This is a genomic window from Robertmurraya sp. FSL R5-0851, assembly GCF_038002965.1.
In the GTDB taxonomy this organism is placed as follows: Bacteria; Bacillota; Bacilli; order Bacillales; family Cytobacillaceae; genus Robertmurraya_A; species Robertmurraya_A beringensis.
In genome coordinates this window covers 3142713-3161213 of the sequence record NZ_JBBOOE010000001.1, presented here as the reverse complement: position 1 = coordinate 3161213, position 18501 = coordinate 3142713, and the positions used below count along the sequence as shown (strand labels likewise).

Sequence of the window (18501 nt, the reverse complement as noted above, 5' to 3'; positions counted from 1 at the left end):
AAAGTGGTGGTCCTACTAGTGGATCTGTTATCAATTAAAGACCCTTCCTTCTTAAAAGGGCTTTCTCAACAACAACTACAAGAATTAAGTGAAGACATCAGACAATTTTTAATAGAAAAATTATCAGTTACAGGTGGCCATATTGGACCGAATTTAGGAGTGGTAGAGCTGACGATTGCTCTTCATACTTGTTTTACAAGCCCAAAAGATAAAATTTTATGGGATGTCGGTCACCAATCATATGTCCATAAAATTTTAACGGGTAGAGCAAGCGAATTTGACACGCTAAGACAATATAAAGGTTTATGTGGTTTTCCAAAGATGATTGAAAGTGAACATGATGTTTGGGAAACAGGGCATAGTTCGACTTCTTTATCCGCTGCTATGGGTATGGCAATTGCTAGAGATTTAAAAAAGGAGAAATCTTTTGTTGTTCCTGTAATTGGTGATGGTGCCTTAACGGGTGGAATGGCACTGGAAGCTTTAAATCACATCGGTCATGAAAAAAAGAACCTTATCGTTGTCTTAAATGACAATGAGATGAGTATTGCACCGAATGTTGGAGCTCTTCACAGTATATTAGGCCGTTTACGAACGGCTGGGAAATATCACTGGGCGAAAGATGAACTCGAGTATTTATTAAAGAAAATTCCTGCTGTCGGAGGAAAATTAGCAACGACGGCCGAGAGAATAAAAGATAGCCTGAAGTATTTGTTAGTGTCTGGTATGTTCTTTGAAGAGATGGGTTTTACGTATTTAGGACCAGTAGACGGTCATAATTATGACGAACTATTTGAAAATTTAGCATACGCAAAAAAGACAGAAGGACCCGTTCTTTTACATGTGATCACTAAAAAAGGAAAAGGATACCATCCTGCAGAAAGTGATGTTGTGGGTACATGGCATGGAACGGGACCGTATAAAATTGAAACAGGAGCATTTCCAAAACCGGTTGAAACGCCTCCGCCAGCATGGAGTAAACTGGTTAGCGAAACGGTTCGTAGGCTCGCGCGAGAAGATGAGAGAATCGTTGCAATCACCCCTGCGATGCCTGTTGGTTCCAAACTTGAGGGATTTGCAAGTGAATTCCCTGATCGAATGTTTGATGTAGGTATTGCTGAACAGCATGCAGCGACCGTAGCTGCAGGACTTGCCACCCAAAAGATGAAGCCATTTTTAGCCATTTATTCGACTTTCCTACAACGAGCCTATGACCAAGTGGTTCATGATATTTGCCGTCAAAACCTGAATGTATTTATAGGTATTGATCGTGCAGGGCTTGTAGGTGCTGATGGAGAAACTCATCAAGGTGTGTTCGATATCGCCTTTATGAGACATGTGCCAAACATGGTGCTGATGATGCCAAAAGATGAAAACGAAGGGCAACATATGGTCAATACAGCCTTAAAGTATGATGAGGGACCGATTGCCATGAGGTTCCCTCGAGGGAATGGAGTAGGAGTTCCATTGGATAAGGACCTTAAAACCATTCCGATTGGCACTTGGGAAGTAATAAAAGAAGGCGAAGATGTGGCTATATTAACATTTGGAACAACGATTCCAATGGCATTAGAGGCTGCAAAACATCTCGAACAGCAGGGGATCTCTGTGAAGGTCGTTAATGCTCGATTTATTAAACCGCTAGACCGTCAGATGCTCTCGGAGCTATTTGAACGAAAAATGCCAGTATTAACGATTGAAGAAGCCGTCCTTCAAGGTGGATTTGGAAGTTCTATTTTAGAGTTTGCCTTTGAAAATCGTTATTTTGATGCAGTGATTGATCGCATGGGAATTCCAGATCAATTTATTGAGCATGGAAGTGTTGATGAGTTATTGAAAGAAATCGATTTAACCGTGGATTCAACGATTCGAAAAGTAATCGAACTTACTCAGGTTAAAGGGAAAAAGGGTTCATTACTATGAAAAGTAAAAAAGAACGAATTGACGTCCTGCTAGTTGAACGCGGGTTAATAGAAACAAGAGAAAAAGCAAAACGAGCGATTATGGCAGGGCTCGTATATAGCAATGAAAACCGATTGGATAAACCTGGTGAGAAAATAAGCAGCGATCTGCCTTTAACGATAAAAGGGAATGTCATGCCATATGTAAGCAGGGGTGGCTTAAAGCTAGAAAAAGCCTTGAAGGAATTTGACGTGCATGTTGAAGGGAAGGTTTTGCTAGATATTGGTGCTTCGACCGGAGGGTTTACAGACTGTGCCTTACAAAATGGAGCAAAACAATCGTATGCCTTAGATGTCGGATATAATCAGTTAGCTTGGAAGTTAAGGCAGGATGAGCGAGTTATTGTCATGGAACGGACAAATTTTCGTTATGTGACCCCTGCTGACCTAACTGGTGAGATGCCAAATTTTGCTTCAATAGATGTTTCTTTTATATCATTAAAGCTTATTCTCCCTGTGTTAAAAACTCTTCTAGTGCCCAATAGTGATATTATTGCATTGGTGAAACCGCAATTTGAGGCCGGGAGAGAAGAAGTAGGGAAAAAAGGAATCGTAAGAGATCCAAAGGTTCATGAAGCGGTTTTAAATAAAATCATTGACCTTTCTTTAGCTCTTGGTTATGATGTCAAAAATCTATCCTTTTCTCCAATCACTGGTGGCGATGGCAATATTGAGTTTTTGCTGCATCTAGGGTGGAATGGCGAAAAGGAGCAAGGGATAAACCATCTTTCCAAAAAGCCAAACCAAATCGTTTTAGAAGCCCATGAAGTTTTAAAATCAAAGTCGAATGTAGAAGAATAAGCGTCCTGCTTGTTCTTCTTTTTTTGTAGGTATACTTTGACGTAATAAGCAAAAGGATGTATATTTATACATATATACATCTACAAAAATTGAAAAAATAAAACAAAATACTACAGAGTTTTTGAAAGCAATCAGGGGTGAAAACATGAATAAAGGTCAACGGCATATTAAAATTAGAGAAATTATTACGAGCAATGATATTGAAACACAAGATGAATTAGTTGATGAACTAAAGTTTGCCGGATTTAATGTAACACAAGCAACCATTTCTAGAGATATTAAAGAACTTCACTTAGTAAAAGTGCCACTTATGGATGGTAGATACAAATATAGTCTTCCAGCCGATCAACGTTTTAATCCACTTCAAAAATTAAAGAGAAATTTAATGGATGCCTTCGTTCGTATTGATAGTGCAGGTCACTTACTTGTGATGAAGACACTACCGGGTAATGCTATGGCCATTGGTGCCCTGATAGATAATTTAGATTGGGAAGAAATATTAGGAACCATTTGTGGAGATGATACGATCCTCATTATTTGTAGGAAAGAAGAAGAAACGATTACCATTACTAATCGATTCCTTGAAATGCTCTAAATAGAGGTGAAACCAGTTGTTAACCGAGTTGTCGATTAAAAATTTTGCAATTATTGAAAACTTAACTGTATCCTTTACAAAAGGATTAACCGTTTTGACAGGTGAAACAGGAGCGGGGAAATCAATTATCATTGATGCTGTTCATCTACTCGTTGGTGGAAGAGGTTCGTCAGAATTTGTTCGACATGGCGAAGAAAAAGCTGAAATTGAAGGGCTTTTTCAACTAGAGAGTTTGACACATCCGAGCTATCAAAAAGCCGAAGAATTTGGAATAGAGATTGAAGAGGGAATGCTCATATTGAGAAGAGATATTTCACAAACGGGTAAAAGTGTCTGTCGAATAAACGGCAAACTAGTGACCATATCTACCTTGCGTGAAATAGGGGGAACGTTAATTGATATTCATGGACAGCATGAGCATCAAGAATTAATGGAGGAATCTAAGCACCAAAAGCTTTTAGACCAATTTGGTGCAAAATCTATATCGAGCCAACTAAAGGAGTATGCAAATTTATATCAAAGCTATGAGCAAACTTCCAAGAGGCTAAAAAGTTTGAGTGAAAATGAACAGAAAATGGCGCATCGTCTAGATTTGATTCAATTTCAGTTTGATGAAATTCAAAAAGCACAGTTAGTGATTAATGAAGATGAACAACTAATTGAAGAAAAGAAACGATTGTCTAATTTTGAGAAGGTTTACGAAGGTCTTTCTAACAGCTATTCTGTGCTTCAAGGGGAACAAAAGGGGTTGGACTGGATTGGTCTTTTAATGAGTCATTTAGAAGATGTTTCTAGTGTTGATCAACAATATCAAGAGTTAGCTGAGACAGTGTCTACTAGTTACTATGCCTTAGAGGACGTGGCTAGAGAACTGAGAAGCAAGATGGATAGTCTTGAGTTCAACCCAGAACGTTTGCACGATATTGAAAGCAGACTAAACGAAATAAATCAGCTAAAGAGAAAATATGGAAAAACAATTGAAGAGATCATAGAATATGCGGCTAAAATAGAAGAAGAAATCGAAACACTTCAAAATAAAGAAACACATATCAATGCACTAAACAAAGAGCTTGCTGCCATAAAAAAGGATTTAGTTCTCGAAGCGAAAGAACTGACCTCCACAAGGTTACAGTTTGCAGAGAAACTAACAAAATCGATTCACCGTGAATTAAAAGAGCTTTATATGGACAAAACAGTATTTGAAGTGCGTTTTCACTCAGATTATGATGTGTTTACTCCTACAGGTTGTGATCAAATCGAATTTTTTATCTCTACAAATCCAGGAGAACCATTAAAGCCTCTATCTAAGGTAGCATCTGGTGGGGAGCTGTCGAGAATGATGCTAGCATTAAAAAGTATCTTCTCTAAACATCAAGGCGTTACTTCCATTATTTTTGATGAAGTGGATACTGGAGTGTCAGGACGTGTAGCACAAGCCATTGCAGAAAAGATTTACAAAGTAGCCGTTTCATCGCAGGTCCTTTGTATTTCCCATTTGCCTCAAGTGGCAGCTATGGCTGATACTCATCTCTATATTTCAAAGGTTACCCAAAAGGGTAGAACGAAAACTTCAGTACAATCATTATCAGAGCCCGATAAAGTAAAAGAAATTGGTCGAATGATATCTGGAGTAGAAATTACCGATTTAACCCGAGAGCATGCGAAAGAATTACTCCATTTAGCAAAGGAAATGAAGGTAACTTGAAAAGCTATCCATATTGGGTAGCTTTTTTATAACGGAAAAGGTTATAAATGCGACTTAAGCAGGCAAAATTAAAGATGTAGCCATAAAGCAGAAAAAAGTGTGTGTGGACTAGAAGCGAGGAGAGTGAAAGATGTTGAGGCATGAACTTCTTAGAAAAATAATTGGTGGAATTCTCCTTGTTTCATTAGTTGCCATAGGATTTTCAAAACCATTTCAAGATTACCTTAGTATCCCCAAAAGTGTTACCCTATTTGAGGGTGAAAACCTTATTTTACAGAAATCTACTCCTGTATCTGCTGCCGTCACAGCAAATTCAACTCTTTCTATTCAACAAGATGATCAAACCGTGTCTTTACAAGCAAAGAAATATGGGAAAGATGAAATGCTACTTGAACTAGCAGGTTTCCCTATTAAAAAGGTCGATGTAGACGTATTAAAGGATTTTAAAGTCATTCCAGGTGGACAATCTATCGGTGTGAAGCTTAATACGGTAGGAGTCCTTGTCGTTGGTCACCATCAAGTAAATACAGCAGAAGGAAAAAAATCTCCAGGTGAAATTGCAGGAATTAAAGTAGGCGACATTATTACAAAGATTAACGGTCAAAAAATTGAAAAAATGTCAGATGTAGCACCATTTGTTCAAACTGCAGGTCAAAAGGGTGAGCCACTGAATATTGAAGTGAGCAGAGAAGATGGCAAAATTGATACAAAACTTATGCCATTAAAAGAAGCTGGAGAAGAGAATTTTAAGCTCGGCCTATATATTCGTGACTCGGCGGCTGGTATTGGAACAATGACGTTTTATCATCCAGAATCGAAAAAGTATGGTGCTTTAGGACATGTTATTTCAGACATGGACACGAAAAAGCCTATTGTAGTTGAGGATGGTCAAATTGTTCGTTCAACAGTCACGTCTATTGAAAAAGGAAGCAATGGAGATCCAGGTGAAAAACTCGCCCGTTTCTCTTCCGATAAAGAGGTAATTGGTGACATTCAAAGAAATAGCCCTTTTGGAATATTTGGAAAGCTTTCAAAAGAAATTACGAATGGAATAATGGATAAGGCCCTTCCAATTGCTCTTTCCCATCAGGTAAAAGAGGGTCCGGCTAAGATACTAACGGTTGTAGATAATGATCAAGTAAAACTATTTGATATTGAAATTGTAAGCACGATTCCACAAAAGTTTCCAGCTACAAAAGGAATGGTTATTAAGGTAACTGACCCAGAATTACTTGAAAAAACGGGTGGGATTGTGCAAGGGATGAGTGGAAGTCCGATCATCCAGGATGATAAAGTGGTTGGAGCCGTAACGCATGTGTTCGTCAATGACCCTACTTCAGGCTATGGTGTTCACATCGAATGGATGCTAAATGAAGCGGGAATCGATATATACGAAAAACCAAGAGAAAAGGCGAGTTAAGGTGGAGGCTTTTACGCCTCCCTTTTTTTTATTCGAAAAATAAAGATTTTTCGACAAAAGTACAGAATAAGTCGAATACGGGCGAAAACCGAAGAAAAATAGAGATTTATACCATTTTTTTAGATTTTTTCAAAAAAGAAAAGGATTTACTGTTGCATTGTCGAATTGGTTAGTAGATTATATATATAGATAATTGTTCAGGTGAGAAAACTTTCGAGGAGGAAACATGTAGTGAAAAAGATAAAAGTATGTGTAGTTGATGATAATAGAGAGCTAGTTGGCTTACTTAAGGACTATTTAGTGTCCCAAGAAGATATGGAAGTCGTTGGTTCAGCTCATAATGGTCAAGAATGCCTCGATTTATTAGAAAAAGTGACTCCGGATGTTCTTGTTTTAGATATTATTATGCCACACTTAGATGGGCTAGCAGTTCTTGAAAAGTTACGCGATTCTCGAAAGTCTCCGATGCCGAACGTTATTATGCTTACAGCATTCGGCCAAGAGGATGTTACTAAGAAAGCGGTAGAACTTGGAGCTTCTTACTTTATCTTAAAACCATTTGATTTAGAAAATTTAGGAAACCATATTCGTCAAGTGAGTGGAAAAACAAGCGCTGTCATGAGATCAACCTCTCCTTTAACAACAAGTCCAATGTATCGTCAACAAATGGAAGCAAAACCGAAAAATCTTGATGCAAGCATTACTAGTATCATCCATGAAATTGGTGTACCGGCTCATATAAAGGGCTATTTATATTTACGTGAAGCTATTTCTATGGTTTACAACGATATTGAACTGCTTGGCTCTATTACGAAAGTACTGTATCCGGATATTGCTAAGAAATATAATACAACGGCTAGCCGAGTAGAACGTGCAATCCGTCATGCCATTGAGGTTGCTTGGAGCAGAGGAAATATCGACAGCATTTCGAGTCTTTTCGGATATACAGTGAGCATGTCAAAAGCAAAACCTACAAATTCTGAGTTTATCGCGATGGTTGCGGATAAGCTTCGTTTAGAACATAAGGCTTCTTGAAAGAGTTAGAAGGAAAGTAAAGCCATCATTCAGTACTATTAATTATAAGAATAGTGGGAACCCAATGACAAGTGTGGCATTGGGTTTTGTTGTACTGTCGAAAATTAATAATGGTGATCATCTTTATCCTCGTCGTGTTACTTGGTTGTATTCGGAAACAGTAATATAGTTACTTAATAATATGGTATGGCTTCAATAGTTATCACTTGTTAGGACAAAGTTTTGTTTTTATATGAAGAAGACTGATCACGTATATTCAAGTTACCATCTTTCATATATACTTAAAATACTATTATGATTAGGGTGGCAGCAATCATGGACCTTATAAACAATGAGTATATTCGACTGGAAGAGGAGAACGGATCGATCTTTATTACTGTTTTACAAAAAGGATATCCACTTAATCAATTGGATCAGCTTGTTCGAGAACATCCAAGAATTGCGATCACAAAATTTGTAGAATTGAAAGCGAGTTTAGAACAGGCAAAAATTGAGAAGATACATATCGGTGAATGGAAGCCTCTTATTTCTATTTCGATTAGTGAAGATAAGATGGTTGCTAAAATGCGCCTTCGCGTAACAGAAGCGGTACTACTTGGCGAACGTGAAAAACTCATGGCTGATATATCGGAAGCACTAGAAGTTCATGGAATTAAAAGTGGAATTTTGCAAACGGAAGTAAAGCAACCACTTGTTAATAAGGAATTTGTCATAGCAAAAGGAGAACCGGCCCTTACTGGAGCAGATGCAGTTGTACTGTATTTTCAATTATCAAATCGAAAACCGACGATTCGTGAAGACGGAAAAGCGGATTATTTTGATTTGAATTTTATTGATGAGGTGAAAGCTGGGGAATGGCTTGGTGAAAAGAAGTCAAGTACAGAAGGTGTTCCAGGAAGAAATGTACTTGGAGAGGTTTTGCTTCCGAAAAAAGGAAAGGATCAACCCTTGTTTTATGACCATAAGACAGTTGAGAAGATAGAAAACGATAATGTAACCACTCTGAAAGCGCTTGTAGATGGAGTAGTCCAATTCAAAGATGGTAAAATTTCTGTCGGGAATCATCTCATTATTAATGGAGATGTAGGAACGGGGACTGGGAACATTCAATTTGATGGAAGTGTTACTATTAACGGGATTGTTTCAGCAGGCTTTAGTGTCAAAGCTACTCAGGATATTTCAATTTTAGGAGAGCTTGGAATAAGTGGAGTGAAAGAAGTCGAATCCATAAGCGGTGATATTTTTATTAAAGGTGGAGTATTCGGGAATAACATAACCATTATTAAAGCAGCAAAAAATATATTCTTAAAACATGCCAATGAATGTATTTTAAAAGCTGGTGAGGATATTCATATTGGTTATTATTCGTTAGGCGCAAAAATTAAGGGGAGAAACATAATTGCTAACGAAGAAAAAGGTAAAATTATCGGAGGTACTATTGAGGCGAAGGGGAAGGTAAGTGCTGCTGTATTTGGCAATAGGCTTGAAAGGAAGACGTTTATTCAGGTCGAAGGATTTAATCGTTTTGAATTAGAACATGAGCTTTCAGAGTTGTTGTTGAGGTATAAAGAAAAAGTGTTCTATGTGGAAGGTCTTAAAAAGCAACTCGATTCTTTTGAAGACTTACAATCACATCTTAATGAAACCCAATTCAAGCAATTTCAACGTTTAAAGTCCATATATGAGGACGAAATGATTGAAGTCTCCTTTTTAGAGGCAAGAAGAAAGAACGTCATGAAGCTTCTTGAGACAAAGGGAGAAGGTCAAGTCAGTATACAAGTTGCCGCATACCCAGAAACGACATTACAGATCAAGAATCAGAAAAAGCATGTTCAATCTTTAATAAAAGGTACGATTTATTGCGATAGGAATACACTTTACTCTGAATAATGGAGGTACGAGCATTATGACGGAAGTGATTGCACATCGGGGCTATTCAGCTAAGTTTCCTGAAAATACGATGATCGCATTTCATGAAGCTGAATATGCAAATGCAGATGGAATAGAGCTAGATGTTCAGCTTTCAAAGGATGGTGAAGTAGTTGTCATTCATGATGAAAAGCTCAACAGAACAACAAGCGGAAAAGGATATGTGAAGGACTTTACACTTCAAGAGTTAAAAAAATTGGATGCGGGTGTATTGTTTCCAAATTTAAGTGAAAAACAAACGATTCCTACATTAGAGGAAGTATTTGCTTGGCTAGCGACAAATACATTAATCTGCAATGTTGAATTAAAAAATGGTGTGTTCCGTTACGAAGGAATGGAAGAAAAAGTGATAAAATTAATTCGTCAATATGATCTTTCCAAACGAACGATCATTTCTTCGTTCAACCATTACAGCATTGTTCATTGTTATAGACTTGCACCAGAAGTTGAGATTGCCCCATTACTATCAGAAGGTTTATATATGCCTTGGATATATGCGGCTTCTATCCGAGCGAAAGGGTTTCATCCTCGCTATTCAGCTGTGCCTAATGAGGTGATCAGTCTTTCCTTAGAGTCGGGAATTGCTGTGAGACCATATACTGTGAATAAAGAAGTGGAAATGGAGAGATTATTTCAAATCAACTGTACCGCGTTTATAACAGATGACCCAACTATAGCGGTTAAACTACGGGATAAATATAAAAAAGACAAAGCGTAGTCATATTATTACGCTTTGTCTTTTTTTTGTGTCTGAAAACGAGCTTGTACTTTATTTTTTTTGCGATCTCTATGAAAGATGAATCCTGCCACGAAAGATAAACCTGCCACAAACAGAAATAGACCAATCAGAAATTGAAGCCAAAGATATGGAAAGGGTGAAAGAAGTATCCCGAACAGCATATCCCGCATTAGTTTAATACCGTATGCAGCTAAAAAACCAGGTATTAATAAGATAAGTAACGCAAATATTCTAATCATAGGCAATCCCTTCAAAACAAAAGTGTGGTCTCCTCTGCCATCATAAATTATTCTCCCGATTTGTCAAGGTGAATCATTCACATTAAAATAGAGACATGCAATATTTTTCATTATACATTTAGAGTAGGTGATTTTTTGCAGACAGTCATGATTGTAGGGGCCGGTAAAGGTGGAACCTCTATATTAAAAATATTAAAAGAAACAGCTATGCTTGATGTCAAAGTAGTAATTGATCATGATTTAGAGGCGGAAGGTATGAAACATGCGAAAACGGAAGGAATCATTACAGATATTGATTGGCGTAAATATATTGAAACCGTTGATATTATTATTGAGGTAACTGGTGATGATAAGGTTTTCCGTGAATTAAGAGATGCTCGTTCTAAAAATACGGTTCTAATTCCAGGGAGTGTAGCCTTCCTGGTTACGATGTTAATGGAAGAGAAAGAAAAATTGCTTGATAAAGTGCAAAATGATGCATACAAGCATGACCTTATTTTTAATTCGACTGACGATGGGATGATCGTAGTCGATAAAAATGGAGTTGTCACCCTTTTTAATAGCAGCGCAGAGAGAATGACAGGAATAAGTCAGAAAGAGGCGATTGGAAAACCAATCCTTCAGGTTATTCCTTCAAGTCAGTTGCCGCGTATTTTAAAAACCAGGAAAATTGAAGCGAATCACGAATTGGTGCTAACAAATGGGATGCATGTAATTACCACCCGAATACCTATGATCGATGAAGATAATCACTTAATTGGTGCATTTTCAGTCTTTAAAGATAAAACAGAGTTAATGGACCTAGCGCTTGAAATAACAAATTTAAATGAGATTAAAATTATGCTTCAAGCGATTATTCAGTCAAGTGATGAAGCGATTTCTGTAGTGGACGAGAATGGAAAGGGGCTTATGATAAACCCTGCTTATTCTAGGCTAACGGGATTGACAGAGGAACAAGTCATTGGTCAACCAGCCAATGCTGATATATCAGAAGGTGAAAGTATGCATATGAAAGTGCTCCAAACGAGAAGACCTGTAAGAGGTGTAACGATGAGAGTTGGACCGAATAAAAAAGATGTCATTGTTAATGTTGCTCCAATAATCGTTGATGGGAAGTTAAAAGGTAGCGTCGGTGTCATACATGATATGTCCGAAATACAAAGCTTAAATAAAGAGTTGAGTAGAGCGAGACAAATTATTCGGACGCTTGAAGCGAAATACTCCTTTGATGATATTATTGGACATTCGGAGGAAATTCAGCTTTCAATTGAACAAGCAAGACTTGGTGCAAAAACTCCTGCAACGGTATTGCTTCGCGGTGAATCAGGAACTGGAAAGGAGCTTTTTGCGCACGCGATTCATAATGGAAGTGATCGGAAATATAACAAATTTATCCGTGTGAATTGTGCGGCGTTATCAGAAAGTCTACTAGAAAGTGAATTGTTTGGTTATGAGGAAGGAGCGTTTTCAGGTGCGAAGCGTGGGGGGAAAAGAGGATTATTTGAAGAAGCAAACAATGGAAGTATTTTCCTTGATGAGATCGGTGAGTTAACGGCTAATACACAAGCGAAGCTACTAAGAGTTCTACAGGAAAATGAAATTACAAGGGTTGGTGGGACCAAATCTATACCAATTAATGTGCGAGTAATTGCTGCTACGAATGTAAATATTGAGAAAGGCATTGCGAACGGTACTTTTCGGGAAGACTTATATTACCGGCTTAATCGAATGCCTATTCATATTCCTGCTTTGAGGTTCAGAAAAGAGGATATTCCGTTCCTTTGTGAAAGGCTCATTCATAAAATCAATCAGGATTATGGACGGAATGTAGAGGGGATCACCCCGCTCGCAATGAAGCAACTTATGCGTTACGATTGGCCAGGCAATGTGCGGGAATTAGAAAACATTCTTGGGCGGGCAATCATTTTTATGACCAACCATGAAACAGAAATTGATATTATGCACGTTCCTGCTTTAATTAAGGAGCAAGATCAGTTGCCAAAGATGACAGCTGAGGATGAAAAAGAAGAATCGCTTGCCGAACTGGTTGAAGAGTTTGAAGCGAAAATAATCGCTCAAACCTTAGCGGAGCTAAAAGGAAATAAAACAGCGGCTGCAAAGAAGTTAGGGTTATCGGTTCGAAATTTGTATTATAAGCTTGATAAATACAACCTTGCTAAAAATAGCATGCAATAAATTTCATGCTATGAAATAATTTGCAGGATAATTCATGCAAAATAAAACGTTTTCATATTTTATTTTTTGGCATGCTTCTTGCATAATGTTATACAGGAGTGATCGAACGCTTGGGTAAAAGAGGGGTTGAACTTACATGACATTGGATTGGCTAATCGAAAGAGCGACCCAATATGAAGAAAAGACTGTGGCAGTAGTTGCAGCAGATGATGTAGAAGTTATCGAAGCAGTCATTGAGGCTCTTAGGCTTAGAATAGCTAATTTCTTTCTATATGGAGATAAAGAGCAAATTTTGTCTATACTGAGAGAAAAGGCCCCGGAGCTAGTGAGAAGTGAAAAAATAAAGATTTTTCATACCAACTCAAGTGCTTCTGCTGCTGAACATGCAGTCAAAGCAATTAAATTAAATGAAGCAAATGTACTTATGAAGGGAAATGTTCCAACAGCCACCATCTTAAAGGCAGTACTTAATAAAGACTACGGATTACGAACCGGGAATGTGCTGTCGCATATCTCCGTTTTTGAAGTTGCTGGTTATGACCGTTTTACGATTGTAACCGATGCAGCTATGAATATAAATCCTGATTTAGAGACAAAAGTTCAAATTATAAATAATTCCGTAAAACTTGCGAAATCAATCGGGATTGAAACTCCGCGTGTTGCTGTCATTGCTGCAGTGGAGGTCGTAAATCCATCCATGCCAGCAACAATGGATGCAGCGATCTTAACTCAAATGAACCGGAGAGGCCAAATAAAGGATTGCCTCATAGACGGACCGTTTGGTCTTGATAATGCCATTTCTCTCGAAGCAGCTAAGCAGAAAAAGATTAACAGTGAGGTGGCTGGACGAGCTGATATTTTATTAGTGCCAACTATTGAAGTAGGAAATACACTATATAAATCACTCGTATATTTTGCTGGGGCAAGGGTTGGTGCGATCATCGCCGGAGCAAAAGTACCAATTGTTTTAACATCCAGAGCAGATTCAGCTGAAAGTAAAGTGTATTCCCTTGCTCTTGCTATTTGTTCTGTTTGTAAATAAAGAAAACTTGTTGGTTGAGGAGGAAGAGGTAAATGGAAATTTTTAAGTATATGGAAACTTACGATTACGAGCAGTTGGTGTTTTGCCAAGATAAACAATCCGGATTAAAGGCGATTATCGCTATACATGATACAACATTAGGTCCAGCCTTAGGTGGAACGCGGATGTGGACATACGAGTCAGAAGAAGCAGCGATTGAAGATGCTTTGCGTCTAGCAAAGGGAATGACGTACAAAAATGCAGCGGCAGGATTAAATCTTGGTGGTGGAAAAACAGTTATAATTGGTGATCCGCGTAAAGATAAAAATGAGGAAATGTTCCGTGCATTCGGTCGTTACATTCAAGGATTAAATGGGCGCTACATCACAGCGGAAGATGTAGGAACAACAGTAGCTGATATGGACATAATTCATGAAGAAACGGATTATGTCACGGGTATCTCACCGGCATTTGGTTCTTCTGGGAATCCATCACCAGTTACAGCATATGGTGTATATCGTGGGATGAAAGCTGCTGCAAAGGAAGCATTCGGCACAGATTCACTTGAAGGAAAAGTGGTTGCCGTACAAGGTGTAGGAAATGTAGCATATAGCTTGTGCCGTCATCTTCATGAAGAAGGTGCACAATTAATTGTAACGGATATTAATAAAGAAGCCGTACAAAGGGCTGTTGAAGAATTTGGTGCCAGAGCGGTAGAACCGAATGAAATTTATAGTGTGGATTGTGATATTTATGCACCATGTGCTCTTGGGGCAGTCATCAATGATCACACGATTCCGCAAATTAAAGCGAAAGTCATTGCAGGAGCGGCAAACAATCAGCTACGTGATCCACGCCACGGTGATATCATTCATGAAATGGGAATTGTTTATGCACCAGATTACGTAATCAATGCAGGTGGAGTAATTAACGTAGCAGATGAGCTATACGGCTATAATCATGAGAGAGCTATGAAAAAAGTAGAGACGATCTACTCAAATATTGAAAAAGTTATTGAAATTGCTAAACGGGATAGAATTCCGACATATAAAGCGGCTGATCGAATGGCAGAAGAGCGAATCGAAAGAATGCGTAATTCTAGAAGTCAATTCCTACAAAATGGACATCATATTTTAAGTCGACGTTAATGCACTGACAAGAATAGGCTGATGATTTCAGCCTCTTGTCTTTTACATACTAGTATAAAGCTTGAACAATGGAGGTTAACAAGTTGCACGAATTAATGAATCGAATTCTTGTAATCAATCCTGGTTCTACATCAACGAAAATCGGAGTATTCGATAATGACATATCAATTTTTGAAAAGACCATTCGACATGAATCAGACCAGATTAATTCGTTTGACAATATCATTGACCAATACGAATTCAGAAAACAGACGATACTTGAGACGCTTGATATAGAAGGCATAAATATATCGAAGCTGAGTGCGGTTTGTGGACGTGGTGGATTACTTCGCCCAATTGAAGGTGGTACGTATGAAGTAAATGATATAATGCTTCTAGACTTAAAGGCTGGTTATTCAGGGCAACACGCATCAAACCTGGGAGGAATTATTGCCTTTGAAATTGCATCGGGTTTAAATATCCCAGCATTTATTGTCGATCCCGTGGTTGTAGATGAACTTGATCCTATCGCGCGTATTTCTGGTTTTCCATTAATCGAACGAAAAAGTATTTTCCATGCACTTAATCAAAAAGCGGTTGCCAGGAGGGTGTCAAAGTCACTCGGAAAAAGGTATGAGGACCTGAACCTAATCGTGACTCATATGGGTGGAGGAATCACTGTAGGGGTTCATAAAAATGGTAGAGTGATTGATGTGAATAATGGATTGCATGGTGATGGGCCATTTAGTCCGGAGCGTGCTGGTACAGTACCAGCAGGTGATTTAATTTCCTTATGTTATTCAGGAGATTTTTATCGTGAGGAAGTGATGAAGAAACTAGTCGGTCAAGGCGGGCTTGTCGGGTATCTTGGTACGAATGATGCAATAAAGGTAGAAGAGATGATCGGTAAGGGTGATAAGCAGGCAAAGCTTATATACTCAGCGATGGCCTATCAAGTGGCAAAAGAGATTGGAGCAGCGAGTAGTGTTTTGGCAGGAAAAGTGGATGCGATTATCCTTACAGGTGGATTAGCGTACGGGAAAGATTTTGTAAAAGAAATCAGTGACCGAGTCAACTGGATAGCAGACGTCATGATTGAACCTGGTGAAAATGAGTTGCAGGCTCTTGTAGAAGGTGCGCTAAGAGTTTTAAGAGGAGAAGAAGAGGCGAAACAGTATCCAAATGGAGTAAAAGATACTGTTCATAGCAAGTAACGAGGAGGGTTTTGGTTTGGCAGAAGAGTATGATTTAGTCATTTTAGGTGGAGGTACAGGCGGTTATGTGGCAGCGATACGTGCGTCCCAGCTCGGCTTAAAAACGGCAATCGTTGAGAAAACAAAGTTAGGCGGGACTTGTTTACATAAAGGGTGTATTCCTAGTAAAGCATTACTTCGAAGTGCAGAGGTATATCGAACGACTATGAAAGCGCAAGATTTTGGTGTAATTGCCTCAAATATTTCATTAGATTTCGGTAAGGTTCAAGAAAGAAAGAATAAAATAGTTGAGGGTCTCCATAAGGGGGTTCAACACCTTATGAAACAAGGGAAGATCAGTGTATATGAAGGTACGGGTAGAATTCTAGGTCCTTCTATCTTTTCACCAATGCCAGGTACAGTTTCGGTAGAGATGAATAGCGGAGAAGACAATATGATGCTGATACCGAAAAATGTCATTGTTGCTACTGGTTCGCGTCCTCGTACGTTAGATGGTCTTGAAATCGATGGTTCACATGTACTTACCTCAGATGAAGCATTGCAGCTTACGTCTGTTCCGGATTCAATGATTATTGTTGGCGGCGGTGTGATTGGAATTGAGTGGGCATCGATGCTTTCAGATTTTGGAACGGAAGTAACCGTAATAGAGTATAGCGATCGTATCATTCCTACAGAAGATCGTGAAATTTCAAAGGAAATGCAGCGGTTAATGAAGAAAAAAGGAATTAAATTGGTTACTAGTGCAAAAGTGTTGCCAGAATCTTTAAAAAAGGAAAATGCTGTTTCGATTTCTGCTGATGTAAATGGAACGATTAAGGAATTTTCAGCTGAGAAGATTTTGGTTTCTGTAGGTCGCCAAGCGAATGTGGAAGGAATTGGCCTTGAAAATACGGATATAGAGATAGAAAGAGGGGTTATAAAAACCAACTCTTATTATCAAACAAAGGAATCCCATATTTATGCCATTGGTGATGTCATTGGCGGACTACAGTTGGCTCATGTTGCTTCGCATGAAGGAATTGTTGCGGTTGAGCATATTGCCCGGGAGAATCCTTCTCCAATAGATTATAGTCTCATTTCTAAGTGTATATACTCTAATCCTGAGGTAGCAAGTGTAGGATACACAGAGGAAGAAGCAACGGAGAAAGGATTTGAAGTAAAAGTAGGGAAATTCTCCTTCCGAGCCATCGGAAAAGCACTGGTGTACGGTGAATCAGATGGATTTGTAAAAATCATTGCTGATAAGAAAACGGATGATATTTTAGGTGTCCATATGATCGGACCGCATGTAACAGATATGATTTCAGAGGCAGGGTTGGCTAGAGTATTGGATGCAACACCGTGGGAAATCGCTCATACGATTCACCCTCATCCTTCGTTGTCTGAAGCAATCGGAGAAGCAGCCCTTGCCGTAGATGGAAAGGCGTTACACGGGTGATGGAGTGTCCGCTCCGTAAATACAAATGTCCACAAGTGGTGTCTGTCACCGTTAAATAGGAGGTTATGATAATGGGTGAAAATCGTCATCTTGCGTTAGGTTTGAGTGATGAAACTGTCTTAGAAATGTATGAAATGATGCTGCTTGCTCGTCGAATTGATGAGAGGATGTGGCTGTTAAATCGCGCGGGGAAAATTCCATTTGTTATTTCATGTCAAGGTCAAGAGGCAGCTCAAGTTGGTGCAGCATTTGCATTAGATCGTGAGAAGGATTATGTTCTTCCGTATTATCGAGATATGGGTGTAGTTTTAACGTTTGGTATGACTGCCAAAGATCTCATGCTGTCTGGTTTTGCTAAGGAAGAGGATCCAAATTCAGGTGGCCGTCAAATGCCAGGTCACTTTGGACAGAAGAAAAATCGGATTGTCACAGGTTCTTCCCCAGTAACTACACAAGTTCCTCATGCCGTTGGAATTGCTCTTGCTGGGAAAATGGAAAACAAAGATTTAGTAACATTCGTTACGTTTGGAGAAGGTTCTTCAAATCAAGGAGACTTCCATGAAGGCGCAAACTTTGCTGGAGTTCATAAGCTTCCAGTCATCTTTATGTGCGAAAACAACAAGTATGCGATTTCTGTTCCAATTGAAAAACAACTGGCATGTGAGAATGTTTCCGATCGAGCCATTGGTTATGGAATGCCGGGGGTAACGGTTGATGGAAACGATCCTCTTGAAGTATACAAGGCAGTGAAAGAAGCTGCGGATCGTGGTCGTCGCGGAGAAGGTCCAACATTGGTAGAAACCGTTTCATACCGATTAACTCCTCACTCCTCTGATGATGATGACCGAAGCTACCGTGGCCAGGAAGAGGTAGCAGAAGCAAAGGCGAAGGATCCAATTCTAACATTTGCTTCTTATCTAACAGAAGTTGGACTCTTAAATGATGATTTAGCAAAGGAAATTAATGATCGAATAATGAAACAAGTAAATGAAGCAACAGACTATGCAGAAAATGCACCATATGCAGCTGCTGAAAGTGCATTAAAGCATGTGTACGCTGAGAAGTAAGGGGGAAGAAATTA

Annotated in this window: 15 protein-coding genes; 14 read left to right on the top strand and 1 reads right to left on the bottom strand. The window is 38.8% G+C overall.

What is annotated here, in order from left to right:
• Positions 1-18 precede the first annotated feature (18 nt).
• The 8 genes from dxs to MKX65_RS16245 all read left to right on the top strand — a co-directional run bounded on the left by dxs (position 19) and on the right by MKX65_RS16245 (position 10164).
• Positions 19-1923, top strand: a complete 1905-nt coding sequence (gene dxs / locus MKX65_RS16280; protein WP_340904577.1) for a 1-deoxy-D-xylulose-5-phosphate synthase — start codon at positions 19-21, stop codon at positions 1921-1923.
• Positions 1920-2762: a TlyA family rRNA (cytidine-2'-O)-methyltransferase gene (locus MKX65_RS16275; RefSeq protein WP_160546548.1), complete on the top strand. Its 843-nt coding sequence runs from the start codon at positions 1920-1922 to the stop codon at positions 2760-2762. The genes dxs and MKX65_RS16275 overlap by 4 nt, the downstream gene beginning before the upstream one ends.
• A 145-nt stretch (positions 2763-2907) precedes the next feature.
• The gene (gene ahrC / locus MKX65_RS16270; protein WP_160546547.1) at positions 2908-3357 is read left to right on the top strand and encodes a transcriptional regulator AhrC/ArgR; all 450 of its coding nucleotides are present in this window, start codon (positions 2908-2910) and stop codon (positions 3355-3357) included.
• A 16-nt stretch (positions 3358-3373) separates the two neighbouring features.
• Positions 3374-5062, top strand: a complete 1689-nt coding sequence (gene recN, locus MKX65_RS16265) for a DNA repair protein RecN (RefSeq protein ID WP_160546546.1) — start codon at positions 3374-3376, stop codon at positions 5060-5062.
• 130 nt (positions 5063-5192) lie between these two features.
• A complete protein-coding gene (spoIVB, locus tag MKX65_RS16260) occupies positions 5193-6482 on the top strand; it encodes a SpoIVB peptidase (RefSeq protein ID WP_377057641.1) in 1290 nt (429 codons plus the stop codon).
• A gap of 231 nt (positions 6483-6713) precedes the next feature.
• Positions 6714-7517 carry a sporulation transcription factor Spo0A gene (spo0A, locus tag MKX65_RS16255; RefSeq protein ID WP_340904575.1) on the top strand — a complete coding sequence of 268 codons (804 nt, stop codon included), beginning with the start codon at positions 6714-6716 and terminating at the stop codon, positions 7515-7517.
• A gap of 315 nt (positions 7518-7832) precedes the next feature.
• A complete protein-coding gene (locus MKX65_RS16250; protein ID WP_340904574.1) occupies positions 7833-9407 on the top strand; it encodes a DUF342 domain-containing protein in 1575 nt (524 codons plus the stop codon).
• 16 nt (positions 9408-9423) lie between these two features.
• Complete coding sequence (locus MKX65_RS16245; protein WP_160546544.1) at positions 9424-10164, top strand: glycerophosphodiester phosphodiesterase family protein; 741 nt, start codon at positions 9424-9426, stop codon at positions 10162-10164.
• 8 nt (positions 10165-10172) lie between these two features.
• Here MKX65_RS16245 and MKX65_RS16240 read toward each other — a convergent pair whose 3' ends face one another.
• Positions 10173-10424 carry a DUF2627 domain-containing protein gene (locus MKX65_RS16240; protein WP_119710658.1) on the bottom strand — a complete coding sequence of 84 codons (252 nt, stop codon included), beginning with the start codon at positions 10422-10424 and terminating at the stop codon, positions 10173-10175.
• Between the two features lie 135 nt (positions 10425-10559).
• Here MKX65_RS16240 and MKX65_RS16235 point away from each other — a divergent pair, with 135 nt between their 5' ends.
• From MKX65_RS16235 to MKX65_RS16210, 6 genes are all read left to right on the top strand, one after another.
• On the top strand, positions 10560-12620 hold the full coding sequence (locus MKX65_RS16235; protein ID WP_340904573.1) for a sigma-54-dependent Fis family transcriptional regulator: 2061 nt from the start codon (positions 10560-10562) through the stop codon (positions 12618-12620).
• 136 nt (positions 12621-12756) lie between these two features.
• Positions 12757-13662: a phosphate butyryltransferase gene (gene yqiS, locus MKX65_RS16230; RefSeq protein WP_160546542.1), complete on the top strand. Its 906-nt coding sequence runs from the start codon at positions 12757-12759 to the stop codon at positions 13660-13662.
• Between the two features lie 32 nt (positions 13663-13694).
• On the top strand, positions 13695-14789 hold the full coding sequence (gene bcd, locus MKX65_RS16225; RefSeq protein ID WP_160546541.1) for a branched-chain amino acid dehydrogenase: 1095 nt from the start codon (positions 13695-13697) through the stop codon (positions 14787-14789).
• A gap of 68 nt (positions 14790-14857) precedes the next feature.
• Positions 14858-15982, top strand: a complete 1125-nt coding sequence (gene buk, locus MKX65_RS16220) for a butyrate kinase (protein ID WP_340904572.1) — start codon at positions 14858-14860, stop codon at positions 15980-15982.
• Between the two features lie 16 nt (positions 15983-15998).
• Positions 15999-17420, top strand: coding sequence for a dihydrolipoyl dehydrogenase (gene lpdA / locus MKX65_RS16215; RefSeq protein WP_160546539.1), 1422 nt, complete (start codon positions 15999-16001; stop codon positions 17418-17420).
• 71 nt (positions 17421-17491) lie between these two features.
• A complete protein-coding gene (locus MKX65_RS16210; protein WP_340904570.1) occupies positions 17492-18487 on the top strand; it encodes a thiamine pyrophosphate-dependent dehydrogenase E1 component subunit alpha in 996 nt (331 codons plus the stop codon).
• The last annotated feature ends 14 nt before the right edge of the window (positions 18488-18501 follow it).